The sequence below is a fragment of the Streptomyces sp. NPDC058221 genome (genome assembly GCF_042882365.1).
Taxonomy (GTDB): Bacteria; Actinomycetota; Actinomycetes; order Streptomycetales; family Streptomycetaceae; genus Streptomyces.
This window is the reverse complement of sequence record NZ_JBHVWF010000188.1, coordinates 1-13,307: the sequence shown is the minus strand read 5'-3', so window position 1 is coordinate 13,307 and position 13,307 is coordinate 1. Positions and strand designations below refer to the sequence as shown.

The following is a 13,307-nucleotide window of genomic DNA, read 5'->3' as shown; positions in this document are numbered from 1 at the left end:
GCCGTGGGGGTGGACCAGGCCCCGCGGCCCCGGCCGCGCACCGGTCCCGCCGGGGAGTCCGACACCCGGCGGGACCGGTGCTTCACCTGTCGTGACGGTTCATTGACCGACGGACCGCGCCGGGACATGCGGTACCCCCGTGCGGGCCTGCTGCCTGCCGCGGGCGGGTCCGGCCCGTCGACCCGGGCCCGCCGGGTGACCGCTGGTTCCGGCGGCGCAGGGGATCGCCGGAACCAGATGTCTCAGGCCGCCTCGTACCGATGCGCCCGACCGCCCCGCCACTCGACCCACTCGGGGCTGTCCAGTATCCGCTCGGGCTCGTCGAGCCCCGCACCCTCCAGGAACACGATCACATCGTGATCGGAGTGCGCGAGGCCGAGTATCTGGACCCGCCCGTCGCGGTGCACGGTGACGCGTCGTCCGCCCGACGGGGACGGGCGGAAGATCACGATCGGGGGAGAAGTCATGCCTCCAGGGTGCGACGTGCAGGCGACCGCCGCACAGCGAATCGGAAACCCGGCCCCGGAGCAGATCACGGAGGCGGGCGGAGGGGGAGCGGGCGGCCCGCCGGGACACCGGTCAGGCCGCGGACCTGGCGTTGCCGCCGGTGGCGGCGGCCCACTCGACCAGCAGCCGCTGGTACTGCTCCTCGTCCTCCGGGGACAGGCATCCGCCCGAGCGCTGCCACAGTTGGCGAATGTCTTCATTCACCACTGCGGCGGAACGCGCAGAACCGGGCGGGCGCGGAGTCGGGGACATGCGTACCAGGCTAAGGCCATGATGTGACTATCCGACCCATTGGGCGCAAGGGACATCTCTCACATGCTCTTCAGGCAACCTCGGGCGCCAATCCGAGCTCCCGTAGCGCGGAGGGCCGTTCCGTCACCGGTGCGTGGTCCACGAACCGCACCTCGCAGCCGAGCGCGGCGGCCCCGCTGTCCGCGTGCCGGTCGTCTCCGACCATCACCACATCCGTCGGATTCTGTCCAAGAAGTGTGCAGGCGCTGTGGAAGAGCCGTGCGTCCGGCTTCTGGACTCCGTGCTCGAAGGACAGCACATAGGCGTCGACGAAGGGGTCCAGACCGTGCGCCCGGAAGACCGGCCGCAGATCCCATCCGATGTTGCTGACGACGCCCACGCGAACGCCGCTGCCGGCCAGTCCGCCCAGCACCTCCGCCGCGTCCGGGTACGGGCACCACGCCGCCGGGGTCCGGTGCCGGTCGTACAGCGCGTCGTACAGCCCGGGGTCCGGCAGGGCGACCTGGCGGGCCAGGCCGGTGTAGGCCGCCCGGTGCAGACGCGCGCTCCGGTCACGGGAGGCCCAGGCCTCGGCCAGATGTCCGGGCACCCGCTGCGGGCCGGGGCCGCCCGGGAGCGCGCCGGCGGCCTCCAGCTCCCGTGCGTACCGGTCGAAGTCGGCCTCGTTCACGCTGAGACCTCGCTCGGCGAGGGCGGCGGCGAGCCAGGACCGTACCGACTCGATCCGGAACAGCGTGCCGGAGAAGTCGAAGAGAACACCCTTGATCGGCATGGCCCCGATCCTCGCCGATGCACCGGCGAGGCGGCAAGGAGGCCTGTTCAGACGCCGGGCGAAGGCCGTTCGCGCGACTCGTACCGGTCGAATGCGGCCACAGCGAAGGCGGTCAGTGCCGCGCCCAGCAGCCAGCCGCCCAGTACGTCCGACGGCCAGTGCACGCCCAGATAGAGCCGGGTGAGACCGACCCCGAGCACCGAGATCCACGCCGCTGCCAGGGCCGCCCGCCACATCCGGGGTCCGGAGCCGTGCCGGCGCAGCAGCCACAGAAGCAGGACGCAGCTCACCACCGCAGTCATCGCGTGCCCGGAGGGGAACGCCGCGTAGTGGGCGGAGTCCACCGGGTCCGGCCACCGGGGGCGCTCCCGGCCGACAGCGGCCTTGATCCCCTGCTGCAGCAGGCTGGAGAGCACGGTCGTCGCCGCCACCCATCCGGCGAGCAGCCGGGCGCCGTGCCACCACAGCGCCACCACGGCGACGGCGACCAGCGCACGCATGGTCCAGGGGTCCCACAGCCAGTCCGTCAGCACCCGGTTGGCGTGGACGAGGGCGGGCTCCGTCACCGCCCGCCGGTGCAACCAGTCGGAAACCGTACGGTCCAGGCGTATCAGCGGGGACCACCGCGCGGCGACCATGACCAGCAGAACCACGGTGAGGAGCGCACAGACGGCCCCTGTCCACAGGGGCTGCAGGGAGGTCCGGACGCGGCCCGGACGGGAGAGGAGCGGGGAGCGGTGCATGGAGGGATCCTCGTCGACGAGAGGCGCGGCGGGCCATCTCCGTACGCCGGTCCCGCAGGGTGTGTCCCGCGGACCGGCGCGGTGCGGCCGTCGCCGGTCCCGCAGGGTGTGTCCCGCGGACCGGCGCGGTGCGGCCGTCAGCTCAGGGCGCTGAGCGCCGGGACGAGTGCGACCAGCAGCGGAATCGCCGGTACCAGCGCGGCCGCCGCGGTCAGCCGCAGCCGGCGGCCGGCGGTGAGCCGCCCCGCGGGCTCCAGCAGCCGGTTGACGCGGAGCGGCACCTGCGCGTCCGGTGTCGGACAGGGGCCGAAGACGCCCCGCTCCTCGTTGAGTTCGACAAGCGCCAGGGCGGTTGTCAGCCGGCCGAAGCGCCGTGACGCCACGTCGTCGGCGGCCAGCTCGACGAGGCGGTGCATCTCGCCGCGGAACGCCGCGAAGACCGGTACCTGCGGGAATCCGGACGCCAGCGCGGCGGAGCAGTTCAGCAGCCAGTCGTGGCGCGCCTTCGCGTGGCCCTGCTCATGCGCGAGCACGGCGTCCAGCTGACGTCCCTTCAGCCTGCCCAGCGCCGCCGTGGTGATGACCAGTTGGGGCGCCGCACCGGGCAGCCACCAGGCGTCGGGGCGCTCCCCCTCCAGCACCACGAGCCGTTCACTGCCGGGCTCCTCGCCCGGCAGCAGCGGGGAACGCACCAGGAGTTCAGCTCTGCGCCGCCTGCGCCGCACCGCCGCGCGGTGGATCTCGCGGGTCAGCATCGCAGCCGTCCACAGTCCGCCGAGGGCCAGCAGCACGGCCATCACGGCCGACCACGGCCCGTACGCCACAAGGGCGTAGGCCTCCACGACGGCGCGCGGCGCGGGCGCGAATACATGCCCGCGCACCGCCTGCCAGGCCGCGGCCGCGCTGAACGTCATGGACAGAGCGAAGGAGAGCAGCACGCCGGCCACCACGCACTGCCACACCCACAGCGCCACAACGGGCTCGCGCTCCGGCCATTCGGCCCGCGCCATCAGCCGCGGGGTCACGACGGCGGCCATTGCACCGAGCAGCAGCAGCGCGAGGGAGACCAACATGGCGTCAGCCTATGAGGGGCGCGGCACGCACGGGTATGGCTGCGCTCGCCAAGTGACGTAGGACACGGTTTGCCGGGCCCGCTGTCTCACAGGGTGAGCAGCATCGCGAACATCGATATCCCCATGGTCAGACGGCATGCCAGCGCCAGCTCGGGCCGGGCGGCCCAGCCTGCCGGCGGGGGCCCGCCCGCCAGGGCCCCGCCCCCGGTGGTGGCCGCGGCCACCGGGATCAGCCGGGCGCCCGAGCGCAGCACATAGACGGCGTAGTACGCCAGGAGCAGCCCGGTCAGCAGGGGGGTGCCCCCTGCGGCGGCCATGGCGTGCGATGCGTGGCCGCCGTGCCCCGCTCCGCCCGGACCCGCCATCACGACGGCCATGTAGACCATCGCCGACGAGCCGACCAGATGATGCAGATGGTGACCGCTGCGGCGGGAGAACCAGAGAGCGCGCAGTGCCGCGACGCCGAACAGTGCCGCGTAGGCCGCCCATCCCCAGGCGGGCGGGGCGAAGACCGCGGCGGGCACCGCCATCGCGGCCATGCCGAAGCCCATCAGCGCCTCCGCGCGCGCCGCCCTGCGCTCCTGCGCGGCCCCGGTGCGGGCGCGCAGCAGGCAGTACGCACCCGTCAGCGCGCACAACGCCATCAGCAGCCAGCCGGACATCGCCTGACCATGCACAGCGGACCTCCCCCGGGCGACGGGCATCGCCATCGCCTAGTCGATGCCCGGGGGCGGATGTGCGTACGCGGCGCACTGGGGTACTGGGGGAGCGCGCGAGGGGGGTGTATTGCGATGGGCCAGGTGCGGGGGCCCGGAATGTCAGGGCCGGAAGCGCAGCGGATGATCCCCGGGGACCTCCACGACGGCGATGCGGACCCCGTCCGGATCGGAGATCCACATTTCGTCGAGCCCCCAGGGCTCCCGTCGCGGCTCCCGCAGCACCTCGGCCCCGCGGGCCGACACCTCCGCGTGCGCCGCCCGTACGTCGGCCACCTGGAGCCACAGCATCAGCCCGGGAGCCGGTGGCGCGTCCCCGCGCCCGGAGAGTTCCAGGAAGCCGCCGCCCAGGAAGTAGACCGTCCCGCGCTCGGGACCGGTGCCGAACTCCCGGTAGACGGGCAGCCCGAGGCACTCCCCGTAGAACGCACGTGACCGTTCGGGATCCGTGGGACGCAACAGGATCCGGCTGCTCAGCACATGAACCATGCTCGTGAGCCTAGGCTCACGAGCATGGGGATACGCTGCCGTGGCACGGTCTCGGCAGAGAAGCTGCGGCACGGTCCCAGCAGAGAAACGGAGAGCACTCATGGACACCGCCCCGCCCCGGGACCCGGGAGAGCTGACCTTCCGGGACGCGACCGACGCGGATGTGCCCGCGCTCGTGGAGCTCATCCAGTCCGCCTACCGCGGCGACTCCAGCCGCGCCGGGTGGACCACCGAGGCGGACATCCTGCAGGGGCAGCGCACCGACCCGCAGGGAGTGCGCGACGTGGTGGAGAATCCCGGAAGCCGGCTGCTGGTGGTGGAGAGCGACGGCGAGCCGGTCGCCTGCTGTCAGCTCGAACACCGCGGTGAGGCGGCGTACTTCGGTATGTTCGCGGTCCGCCCGGCGCTCCAGGGCGCGGGCCTCGGCAAGCTGATCATCGCCGAGGCCGAGCGCGCCGTCCGGGAGGGCTGGGGCGTGCGCGAGATGCACATGACCGTGATCTCGGTCAGGGACGACCTGATCGCCTGGTACGAGCGCCGCGGCTACCGCCGCACGGGGGAGCTGAGCCCCTTCCCGTACGGCGATGAGCGCTTCGGCATCCCGCAGCGCGACGATCTGGCCTTCGAGCTGCTGGTCAAGGACCTGCCGACGGGCTGAGGGCCGGCTACGCGGACGATCAGGCGGTGAAGCGGCCCGCGCGGCGGATCTCCGGGAAGTCGGTCGTCGCGCCGTCGAGCCCGAGCCCGCGGGCCAGCCGCAGATGGTCCTGGGTGTTGACCACCCAGCCGACGACCGTCAGCCCCTCGGCGTGCGCCTTCTCGACCAGCTCCAGGGTGATGCGCCGGACGTTCAGCACGAGCCGGGTGGCGCCCACCGCTTTCGCGCGGTCCACCACGTCGTCTCCCCAGCGGCTCGCGACGAGTGCCGTGCGCACCCCCGGCACCAGCTGCGCGATCTCGGCGATGGCCTCGTCGTGGAACGAGATCACCTCGACCCGCTCGACGAGATCGCGCCGTCGCATCACCTCCGCCAGGGTGCGGGCGGCCGCCACGTCCTTGATCTCCGCCTGCATCGCGGATCCCACGGTGTCCAGGACCTCTTCGAAGACCGGCACCCGCTCGCCCTGTCCGGCGTCGAGCTCACGCAGCTCGGCCATCGTCTTCTCCGCGATCGGGCCCTTGCCGTCGGTCGTGCGGTCCACGTCGGCGTCGTGCATGACGGCGAGGGCGCCGTCCTTGCTCAGGTGAAGGTCCAGTTCGATGAGGTCCATCCCGGCCTGCTCGGCGTGGACGAACGAACGCAGGGTGTTCTCCGGTTCGACACCCATCACCCCGCGATGACCGATGGTGAGAAAAGACAAGGCACTCTCGCTTCCGTCGACGGCGTCTACCCGCGTGCTGCTCCTACCCACGCGGCACTACGGCATGACCGCAATCCGGCAGCCTAATGTCCCGTTCCTGCGAGCGGGGCGGCCGGGCGGGGGAGCGGGGCGCCATGCCCCTGGACGTCGGCTGCGCCGAGCAGGAACCCGGTGACGACGGCTGCGACCAGGACGGCACGGATACTCACGCGGCGATACTCCAGAGCGGTACGGGAGGGGCTGACGCCGTCCGTCCTATCGGCACCGGTGCGTCCTCCGCGAGCTGCGTCACTCGTGGGTGGGCGTGTCCCGCCCGGCCTTGCCGGGCGGGTGTGCGAACGCTGCGTGCGCTTGGCCGTTCCCGGTCGCCCCGGGGGGACCTGCTCGCAATGAAGCGAGTGTCGCGACGCTGAGTGACAGGAAAAATCGCGGTGACCATGGGGTTGGGCAGGATAATTTTCAGGTGCCCACTTGTCTCGGGGAACCGCACATGGATACGGTTGCTTGACGCGAGGTTCTCCCGTGGAGGAAGTGTTATGACGGAAATTCTTGTGCACGATGTCACTGCCGACGGCATAGCTGCCGCCCAGCGGGTGGTCGAGCACCCGGCCTGGCCCGCGCTCAAGAATGCCGTGGAGGAGATCCGCCCCTGGCAGTCGAAGGACGGCTCCATCGACTTCGGGGCCGAGGACGCCCCCAAGCCGACGGTCGCCACCGCGACGCTGGAGCGCGTCACCGCGGCGGTCGAGCAGCTCTCCCCGCTGCTCCCGCACGACGCCGCCTACCACCGGGCCCTCGTCACGGACCTGCGCCGCTGGGCGTCCGACGGCTTCGGCGTGCCGGACTTCCTCGACTCGCTGCTCGCCTTCCAGCCCGCCAAGGGCCGCGCCGACGGGCTCCAGCACCTGGTCGTCTTCGCGATGTACACGCAGAACGGCAACCCCGACCGCAACCTCGAAGCGGTCGTGCTCCGGATGGTCTGGCCCGAGTGGCTCGCCGACCTGGAGGCGACCCGCTACGACAACCCGATGTTCTGCGGCATCACCTTCGAGGACTTCACCTCCGGGTACGACACCAACTCCGCGGTGCTCTTCCCCGAGACCATCGCCGTGCGCGAGGCCCCCGAGCGCTTCAGCTGGGGCGGCATCTTCTGCGACCGTGAGGCCGCCCGCTTCCGCCGGGTCACCGAGGCGTCCGTCGAGCTCCTCGGCGTCGAGCTGCCCGACGACATCCGCGAGATGGTCGGCGACCAGCAGCGCTGCGAGCAGGCCTTCGTGCTCTGGGACATGGTCCACGACCGCACCCATAGCCACGGTGACCTGCCCTTCGACCCGTTCATGATCAAGCAGCGCCAGCCGTTCTGGATGTACGGCCTGGAGGAGCTGCGGTGCGACCTCACCGCCTTCCGGGAGGCCGTGAAGCTGGAGGCCGACGGCTTCGGCCAGGGCCGTGACGTGCAGTACGCCGTGCTGTTCGACCGGATGTTCCGCTTCCCGGTCACCGGCGAGCGCGTCCGGAACTACGACGGACTCGGCGGCCAGCTGCTCTTCGCGTACCTCCACAAGCACGATGTCGTGCGCTGGACCGACAACACCCTGAAGATCGACTGGGAGCTCGCCCCGCAGGTCACCAACCAGCTCTGCGGCGATATCGAAAAGCTCTACCGCGACGGCATCGACCGCCCCAAGCTCGTCCACTGGTTCGCTGCGTACGACCTGGTCGCCACCTATCTGTCGCCGCATCCCGGCTCCCGCTGGGCCAAGGGCCCCGACGCCCTGGACCTCTCCCAGCCGCCCCGCAAACTCGTCGACGACGTGCTTCCGGACGAGTTTCCCCTGAGCATGTTCTATGAGGCGCTCTCCAAGAAGCTGAAGACCGTGATCGCCTCCACCAAGGGGATCACCGCCGCGGACGCCGGGCAGGCGGCCGCGTGAGCGCACGGAGTGAGGAGGCGGTGGCCATGAACGGGAACGGCAAGGGCAGCGGGAGCGGTGCGCTGGAGGGCGCTGTGGTCGCCGTGGCGGGGGCAGCCGGCCCGGCCGGCCGGGCCACGCTGCTCAGGCTCGCCGAGGCGGGCGCGGTCGTCGTCGCCTCGGACGCGAACGCCACCCGGCTCGCCGAGGCCGTGGACGCGGCTCGTTACGCCCACGGCGGCGCCACCGTCACCGGCGACACCGTGGATCTGCTGGACCTCGGTGCGGCCCGTGAGTGGGCCGACCGGACGGAGAAGGAGTTCGGCCGGATCGACGGGCTGGTCCACCTCGTGGGCGGCTGGCGCGGAAGCCCCGGTTTCGCCGAGACGGACCTCGCCGACTGGACCCTGCTGGAGAAGCTGCTGATCCGCACCGTCCAGAGCACCTCGCTCGCCTTCCAGGGCGGTCTCCAGCGCAGCGACCGCGGACGCTACCTGCTCATCAGCGCGGCCGGCGCGAGCAAGCCCACCTCGGGCAACGCCGCCTACGCCGCGTCGAAGGCCGCGGCCGAGGCCTGGACCCTCGCGCTCGCGGACGCCTTCCGCAAGGCGGGGGGCGAGGACGGGGCGAACAGCGCGGCTGCGATCCTGGTAGTCAAGGCACTGGTGCACGACGCGATGCGCGCCGAGCGCCCGAATGCGAAGTTCGCGGGCTTCACCGACGTCAAGGAGCTGGCCGATGCCATCGCCGGCGTCTGGGACCGGCCTGCCCCCGAAGTGAACGGAAAGCGCCTGTGGCTGACCCCGCAACCGTAAGGACCGACGCGCGTCGTCATCACGACCCGCAGGTACGCGGCTTCGCCAGTGACAACTACGCGGGAACCCACCCGGAGATCCTGGCGGCCCTCGCCCTCGCCAATGGCGGCCATCAGATCGCCTACGGCGAGGACGAGTACACCGGTCAGCTCCAGCGCGTGATGCACAGCCATTTCGGCCCCACCGCCGAGGCCTTCCCGGTCTTCAACGGAACCGGCGCCAACGTGGTCTCGCTCCAGGCGATGACCGACCGCTGGGGTGCGGTCATCTGTGCGGAGTCCGCCCACATCAACGTGGACGAGGGCGGCGCCCCGGAGCGGGTCGGCGGCCTCAAGCTGCTCACGGTGCCCACCGAGGACGGCAAGCTCACGCCCGAGCTCATCGACCGGCAGGCGTACGGCTGGGACGACGAGCACCGGGCCATGCCGCAGGTAGTCTCGATCACCCAGAACACCGAGCTCGGCACGGTCTACACGCCCGGCGAGATCCGCGCCATCTGCGAGCACGCGCACGGGCACGGCATGAAGGTTCACCTCGACGGGGCCCGGATAGCCAACGCCGCGGCCTCACTGGACGTACCGATGCGGACCTTCACCAACACCGTCGGGGTCGACGTGCTCTCCTTCGGAGGGACGAAGAACGGGGCGATCTTCGGCGAGGCCGTCGTCGTCCTGGACCCCGACGCCGTCCGGGCGATGAAGCATCTGCGCAAGCTGTCGATGCAGCTCGCCTCCAAGATGCGATTCGTCTCCGTGCAGCTCGAAGCGCTGCTCGCGGGCGACCTCTGGCTGCGCAACGCCCGGCACGCCAACGCCATGGCCCAGCGGCTCGCCGAGGGGGTCCGCGCGGTGGACGGCGTGGAGATCCTCCACCCCGTCCAGGCCAACGCCGTCTTCGCGCGCCTGCCCCACGCGGTGAGCGAGCGGCTGCAGAAGCGCTTCCGGTTCTACTTCTGGGACGAGAAGGCCGGGGACGTGCGCTGGATGTGCGCCTTCGACACCACCGAGGACGATGTCGACATGTTCGTCCTCGCGCTGAAGGAAGAGATGGCTGCCTAGCCATCACTGCATGAATATGCGGTCGTCCGGAAAGTCATTGACGCCCGGCGACCGCATATTTACGCTCAGCGGCCATGGAGCTGATTCAGCAGGCCCCCGATGTATCTGCCTACCTCGCCGCGGACGAGGCGATCGACCACGGACACCCGCTGGTGCGGGAGACGGCCGCGCGCCTGCGTTCCGAAACCGAGGACGCATACACATACGCGGCTGCCGCCTTCGAGTTCGTGCGCGACACCATCATCCACTCCGCCGATTCGGGCGATACGCGCGTCACCTGGCGCGCCTCCGATGTCCTGGCGACCCGCAACGGCATCTGCCACGCCAAATCCCACGCTCTGGTCGCACTGCGGCTCCCCGGCCGAGGGCGCTGGGACCGGCAGGACCCGCGCGGCAACCGGCCGGGCGTCGACACCCGCTTCTCACTGGATGGGGAGCGGCTGGCCTGGCCCGTTCGGCCGGAGTTCAATGAAATGGACTATCCAGTACTCTATGTAGCACCGCATCCAGCGGTTCTGCACGGCCTGCGGGCCGCTGTCGACCGTGCCCAGCTGTGGCGGACACTTCCCGCCGCGCTCTGACCCGTAACCGAGGCAAGGCAGCCGATGACCCTGACCATCAACGTTTCCGACGAGGTAGCAGCCCTCGCCCCGGACTTCACCTACCTCGCGGTCGAGGCGCAGGGGCTGGTCAACGGGCCCAGCAACGAGACCAGTTCGGCGCTGCTTGATGAGGCCGCGCGCCGCCTGGTGAAGCGGCTCGACGGCCGTGCCCCTCACGAGGACCCGCATCTGGCCGCCTGGCGCGACACCTATGCCGCCTTCGGCTCCAAGCCTTCGCGCACCCGCAATTCCGCGGAGGCGCTCGCCAGGCGGGCGCTGACCGATGCGGGCCTGCCGCGCATCAATCTGCTGGTCGACCTCTACAACGCCATCAGCGTCGCCCATCTGATCCCGGTCGGCGGAGAGGATGCCGACCGCATCAAGGGCGGCATGAGGCTTGTGCGCTCCACCGGCCAGGAGCCGTTCTCCACCGTCGCGGGCGGCGCCGCGACGGTGGAGCACCCGGAGGCCGGTGAAGTGGTCTGGTGCGACGACGAGGGCGTCACATGCCGTCGGTGGAACTGGCGGCAGGGCGTACGCACCCGGCTCACCGAGGAGTCGGTCAGTGCCCTCTTCCTGCTGGAGAGCCTCGGGCCGATGCCGGCCGCCGCTCTGGAGGCGGCCGGCACCGAACTCGCCGAATCACTGGAGAAGCTGAGCCCGGGAGCGCGCATCACCGTCCGGCCGCCGGCCTCGCTGCCCGCACCGGAGTGACGTTTCAGCCGGGGCCGCGTACCGGTCGTCGAGGTCAGCTCCGCTCGCGGACCTCGGCGGGGGTCGGAGCCGTACCGCCCAGATGCGCGGGCACCCACCAGGTGTCGCTCGCATCCCTCGGGCGCACCGGATAGGCGCGCTGGGCGGCTTCGAGCAGCTCCTGCACACGCTCCCGCAGACGGCGGGTGATCGCGCCCGCGTACTGGTCGGTGGGTGCCTCCACCGGTTCGCCGACGCGGATCGTCACCGGGATGTGACTGCGCCTGAAGTTGCGCGGGCGGCCCTTGGTCCACAGCCGCTGCGTTCCCCACAGTGCCATCGGGATCAGCGGCACCCCGGCCTCCTGGGCCAGTCGCGCGGCACCCGACTTGAAGTTCTTCAGCGTGAAGGACTCCGAGATGGTCGCCTCGGGGAACACCCCGATGATCTCACCGGAGCGCAGCGAGGCGAGGGCGTGCGCATACGCCTCCTCGCCCTGCTTGCGGTCGACGGGGATGTGCTTCATGCCGCGCATCAGCGGTCCGGAGACCTTGTGCCGGAAGACCGACTCCTTCGCCATGAAGCGGACGAGCCGCTTCTGCGGCAGCGACACGAGCCCGGTGAAGATGAAGTCCAGATAGCTGATGTGGTTGCTGACCAGAACCGCGCCACCAGTCTTCGGGATGTGCTCCGAACCCTGGGTGTCGATCTTCAGGTCGAGCGCCTTGAAAAACGTGCGAGCGGCGCCGATGACCGGCCGATAGACGAGTTCTGCCATCTGGGGAAGACCCTTCTTCAGCGCCTGGGGAGGATTCTCCCGGCGGAAGTTACGCAGCCGTAGGTTTTCGGCATTGGGCCGATCGTGCCCCATGCGCGACGCGGTGGCCAGTCTCGGCGGGCGCGGGGCGCGAGATTCTCGTCACGTGGAAGGGCGGGGAATGTCCCGGCCGCCTCGGACGCTGACCCTTTGCGTAGAGCTCTGAGAAGGAGGCCGATGGTGGACGGGCAGGCGCAGGTGAACAGGCTGGATACCGCCCAACTCGGCGTGGAACTGGGGAAGCGCGCCACCCTGGTCCAATTCTCCAGCGCCTTCTGTCAGCCCTGCCGGGCGACCCGGCGCACGCTCGTCGAGGTGGCGGGAATGGTCGACGGCGTTGCCCACGTGGAGATCGATGCCGAGGCGCATCTCACTCTTGTGCGCGCGCTCGACATCAGCCGGACGCCGACCGTACTGGTCCTCGACGCGGCCGGCCGGATCGTCCGGCGGGCCGTCGGACAGCCACGCACCGTCGACGTCGTGGCCGCACTGGGGCAGGCGATATGACGCACCGTGATGCTTCTCCCACCTTGTGGGACGGTCTTGACTGCGCCCACCACGCATCGTCAGTCTGACGCTATGCCGCCAGTCCTCCTTCTCTACGGCCGGGTCCACGTCGATCTCGCCCGCTACGCGAGCGCGCGCTGTCCGGATGCCTGAGCATCCACGGCCCCGCACACCCGACGCGCAGAAGGACGACATCTCCATGACGGCATCACCCGAGCTCGGTAACGCCCGGACGGCATCCCCCGACCTCCTCCGCTCCGTGTTCCGGCAGCACGCCGCCGGAGTCGCCGTGATCACCGCCGCCGGTGACGGGCCGGTCGGCTTCACCGCAACCTCCCTCAACTCCGTGGCCGCCGAGCCGCCGCTCATCTCCTTCGGCGTGGGCACCTCGTCCTCCAGCTGGCCGGTCGTCTCGGAGGCCGGGCACATCGGCGTCCACATACTCGGCGAACACCAGCAGGAACTGGCCGCCACCTTCGCGCGCAGCGGCGCCGACCGGTTCGGTCCGTCCACCTATTGGCGCAGCGGGCCCGAAGGCGTCCCCGTGCTGGACGGTGTGCTGGCCTGGCTGGTCTGCCGGGTCGTGGCGCGCATCCCGGCGGGGGACCACCGGATCGTGATCGCCGAGGCGGTGGTCGGGGACCCGGCCGGCTCCGGCCGCCCGCTGGTCTACCACCAGGGCCGGTTCACGGCTCTGCGAGACTGAGGACTACGGGGCGGCACTGGGCGTCAGGCGTTGGGCAGATCACAGTGCAAAGCGCTTGCTTATAGGGCACGCACTGGGTGTACTGGCGAGTAATATTACGGTCGGAGCGTGGGTCGCCCCGACCGGAAATCGCCCCATCAGGCGCCTATGCTGCGTGCAACAAGGCAGCCCGGAAATGACGATGCAGTAGGAGAGCCGGCGTGAGCTTGAGGATCGTTGTCTGTGTGAAGTACGTGCCCGACGCGACCGGTGACCGGCATTTCGCCGATGACCTGACGCTGGA

General features: G+C 70.8%; 19 protein-coding genes and 1 pseudogene. 10 read left to right on the top strand and 10 right to left on the bottom strand.

The window, feature by feature from the left end:
* Nucleotides 1–242: 242 nt before the first annotated feature.
* The 7 genes from ACFVW8_RS35195 to ACFVW8_RS35165 form a co-directional block, all read right to left on the bottom strand.
* A complete protein-coding gene (locus ACFVW8_RS35195; protein WP_389697377.1) occupies nt 243–467 on the bottom strand; it encodes a hypothetical protein in 225 nt (74 codons plus the stop codon).
* A gap of 112 nt (nt 468–579) precedes the next feature.
* Nucleotides 580–759 carry a hypothetical protein gene (locus ACFVW8_RS35190; protein ID WP_389697375.1) on the bottom strand — a complete coding sequence of 60 codons (180 nt, stop codon included), beginning with the start codon at nt 757–759 and terminating at the stop codon, nt 580–582.
* 70 nt (nt 760–829) lie between these two features.
* Nucleotides 830–1,531 (bottom strand): HAD family hydrolase, encoded by a 702-nt coding sequence (locus ACFVW8_RS35185; RefSeq protein WP_389697373.1) that lies wholly within the window; start codon nt 1,529–1,531, stop codon nt 830–832.
* A 47-nt stretch (nt 1,532–1,578) separates the two neighbouring features.
* A complete protein-coding gene (locus tag ACFVW8_RS35180; RefSeq protein WP_389697371.1) occupies nt 1,579–2,274 on the bottom strand; it encodes a phosphatase PAP2 family protein in 696 nt (231 codons plus the stop codon).
* Nucleotides 2,275–2,411: 137 nt separating this feature from the next.
* Nucleotides 2,412–3,347, bottom strand: a complete 936-nt coding sequence (locus ACFVW8_RS35175) for a M56 family metallopeptidase (protein WP_389697369.1) — start codon at nt 3,345–3,347, stop codon at nt 2,412–2,414.
* A gap of 86 nt (nt 3,348–3,433) precedes the next feature.
* Nucleotides 3,434–4,024: a DUF5134 domain-containing protein gene (locus ACFVW8_RS35170; protein WP_389697367.1), complete on the bottom strand. Its 591-nt coding sequence runs from the start codon at nt 4,022–4,024 to the stop codon at nt 3,434–3,436.
* Between the two features lie 141 nt (nt 4,025–4,165).
* Nucleotides 4,166–4,552, bottom strand: coding sequence for a VOC family protein (locus ACFVW8_RS35165; RefSeq protein WP_389697365.1), 387 nt, complete (start codon nt 4,550–4,552; stop codon nt 4,166–4,168).
* Between the two features lie 100 nt (nt 4,553–4,652).
* Here ACFVW8_RS35165 and ACFVW8_RS35160 point away from each other — a divergent pair, with 100 nt between their 5' ends.
* Nucleotides 4,653–5,210 carry a GNAT family N-acetyltransferase gene (locus tag ACFVW8_RS35160; protein WP_389697363.1) on the top strand — a complete coding sequence of 186 codons (558 nt, stop codon included), beginning with the start codon at nt 4,653–4,655 and terminating at the stop codon, nt 5,208–5,210.
* 19 nt (nt 5,211–5,229) lie between these two features.
* On the opposite strand, the gene ACFVW8_RS35155 is transcribed toward ACFVW8_RS35160, so the two are convergent.
* Together ACFVW8_RS35155 and ACFVW8_RS35150 are read right to left on the bottom strand one after the other, a co-directional pair.
* Nucleotides 5,230–5,913 carry a glycerophosphodiester phosphodiesterase gene (locus ACFVW8_RS35155; protein WP_389697361.1) on the bottom strand — a complete coding sequence of 228 codons (684 nt, stop codon included), beginning with the start codon at nt 5,911–5,913 and terminating at the stop codon, nt 5,230–5,232.
* A gap of 83 nt (nt 5,914–5,996) precedes the next feature.
* Nucleotides 5,997–6,122, bottom strand: a complete 126-nt coding sequence (locus ACFVW8_RS35150) for a hypothetical protein (protein ID WP_389697359.1) — start codon at nt 6,120–6,122, stop codon at nt 5,997–5,999.
* Between the two features lie 327 nt (nt 6,123–6,449).
* Here ACFVW8_RS35150 and ACFVW8_RS35145 point away from each other — a divergent pair, with 327 nt between their 5' ends.
* The 5 genes from ACFVW8_RS35145 (at nt 6,450) to ACFVW8_RS35125 (ending at nt 11,015) form a co-directional block, all read left to right on the top strand.
* The gene (locus tag ACFVW8_RS35145; protein WP_389697357.1) at nt 6,450–7,847 is read left to right on the top strand and encodes a DUF6421 family protein; all 1,398 of its coding nucleotides are present in this window, start codon (nt 6,450–6,452) and stop codon (nt 7,845–7,847) included.
* 26 nt (nt 7,848–7,873) lie between these two features.
* The gene (locus ACFVW8_RS35140; protein ID WP_389697381.1) at nt 7,874–8,641 is read left to right on the top strand and encodes an SDR family NAD(P)-dependent oxidoreductase; all 768 of its coding nucleotides are present in this window, start codon (nt 7,874–7,876) and stop codon (nt 8,639–8,641) included.
* Nucleotides 8,620–9,699 carry a threonine aldolase family protein gene (locus tag ACFVW8_RS35135; protein ID WP_389697355.1) on the top strand — a complete coding sequence of 360 codons (1,080 nt, stop codon included), beginning with the start codon at nt 8,620–8,622 and terminating at the stop codon, nt 9,697–9,699. The genes ACFVW8_RS35140 and ACFVW8_RS35135 overlap by 22 nt, the downstream gene beginning before the upstream one ends.
* 74 nt (nt 9,700–9,773) lie before the next feature.
* Complete coding sequence (locus tag ACFVW8_RS35130; RefSeq protein ID WP_389697353.1) at nt 9,774–10,280, top strand: transglutaminase family protein; 507 nt, start codon at nt 9,774–9,776, stop codon at nt 10,278–10,280.
* Nucleotides 10,281–10,304: 24 nt separating this feature from the next.
* On the top strand, nt 10,305–11,015 hold the full coding sequence (locus tag ACFVW8_RS35125) for a B3/4 domain-containing protein (RefSeq protein WP_389697351.1): 711 nt from the start codon (nt 10,305–10,307) through the stop codon (nt 11,013–11,015).
* Nucleotides 11,016–11,049: 34 nt separating this feature from the next.
* Here ACFVW8_RS35125 and ACFVW8_RS35120 read toward each other — a convergent pair whose 3' ends face one another.
* On the bottom strand, nt 11,050–11,772 hold the full coding sequence (locus tag ACFVW8_RS35120) for a lysophospholipid acyltransferase family protein (RefSeq protein WP_389697349.1): 723 nt from the start codon (nt 11,770–11,772) through the stop codon (nt 11,050–11,052).
* A gap of 216 nt (nt 11,773–11,988) precedes the next feature.
* Between ACFVW8_RS35120 and ACFVW8_RS35115 the strand changes: the two genes are divergently transcribed.
* From ACFVW8_RS35115 to ACFVW8_RS35100, 4 genes and pseudogenes are all read left to right on the top strand, one after another.
* Nucleotides 11,989–12,318, top strand: coding sequence for a TlpA family protein disulfide reductase (locus tag ACFVW8_RS35115; RefSeq protein ID WP_389697347.1), 330 nt, complete (start codon nt 11,989–11,991; stop codon nt 12,316–12,318).
* Between the two features lie 9 nt (nt 12,319–12,327).
* Complete coding sequence (locus ACFVW8_RS35110) at nt 12,328–12,471, top strand: putative leader peptide (RefSeq protein ID WP_389697345.1); 144 nt, start codon at nt 12,328–12,330, stop codon at nt 12,469–12,471.
* Nucleotides 12,472–12,517: 46 nt separating this feature from the next.
* On the top strand, nt 12,518–13,024 hold the full coding sequence (locus ACFVW8_RS35105; RefSeq protein ID WP_389697379.1) for a flavin reductase family protein: 507 nt from the start codon (nt 12,518–12,520) through the stop codon (nt 13,022–13,024).
* 200 nt (nt 13,025–13,224) lie between these two features.
* A pseudogene (locus ACFVW8_RS35100) lies at nt 13,225–13,307 on the top strand (electron transfer flavoprotein subunit beta); the annotation flags it as partial.

Bases quoted from the DNA above. Each gene is read 5' to 3' on its own strand.
- ACFVW8_RS35165 (WP_389697365.1), bottom strand. From the start codon at position 4,552: ATGGTTCATGTGCTGAGCAGCCGGATCCTGTTGCGTCCCACGGATCCC.
- ACFVW8_RS35190 (WP_389697375.1), bottom strand. From the start codon at position 759: ATGTCCCCGACTCCGCGCCCGCCCGGTTCTGCGCGTTCCGCCGCAGTG.
- ACFVW8_RS35105 (WP_389697379.1), top strand. From the start codon at position 12,518: ATGACGGCATCACCCGAGCTCGGTAACGCCCGGACGGCATCCCCCGAC.
- ACFVW8_RS35185 (WP_389697373.1), bottom strand. From the start codon at position 1,531: ATGCCGATCAAGGGTGTTCTCTTCGACTTCTCCGGCACGCTGTTCCGG.
- ACFVW8_RS35140 (WP_389697381.1), top strand. From the start codon at position 7,874: ATGAACGGGAACGGCAAGGGCAGCGGGAGCGGTGCGCTGGAGGGCGCT.
- ACFVW8_RS35130 (WP_389697353.1), top strand. From the start codon at position 9,774: ATGGAGCTGATTCAGCAGGCCCCCGATGTATCTGCCTACCTCGCCGCG.
- ACFVW8_RS35125 (WP_389697351.1), top strand. From the start codon at position 10,305: ATGACCCTGACCATCAACGTTTCCGACGAGGTAGCAGCCCTCGCCCCG.
- ACFVW8_RS35180 (WP_389697371.1), bottom strand. From the start codon at position 2,274: ATGCACCGCTCCCCGCTCCTCTCCCGTCCGGGCCGCGTCCGGACCTCC.
- ACFVW8_RS35115 (WP_389697347.1), top strand. From the start codon at position 11,989: ATGGTGGACGGGCAGGCGCAGGTGAACAGGCTGGATACCGCCCAACTC.
- ACFVW8_RS35110 (WP_389697345.1), top strand. From the start codon at position 12,328: ATGCTTCTCCCACCTTGTGGGACGGTCTTGACTGCGCCCACCACGCAT.
- ACFVW8_RS35160 (WP_389697363.1), top strand. From the start codon at position 4,653: ATGGACACCGCCCCGCCCCGGGACCCGGGAGAGCTGACCTTCCGGGAC.
- ACFVW8_RS35195 (WP_389697377.1), bottom strand. From the start codon at position 467: ATGACTTCTCCCCCGATCGTGATCTTCCGCCCGTCCCCGTCGGGCGGA.
- ACFVW8_RS35120 (WP_389697349.1), bottom strand. From the start codon at position 11,772: ATGGCAGAACTCGTCTATCGGCCGGTCATCGGCGCCGCTCGCACGTTT.
- ACFVW8_RS35175 (WP_389697369.1), bottom strand. From the start codon at position 3,347: ATGTTGGTCTCCCTCGCGCTGCTGCTGCTCGGTGCAATGGCCGCCGTC.
- ACFVW8_RS35145 (WP_389697357.1), top strand. From the start codon at position 6,450: ATGACGGAAATTCTTGTGCACGATGTCACTGCCGACGGCATAGCTGCC.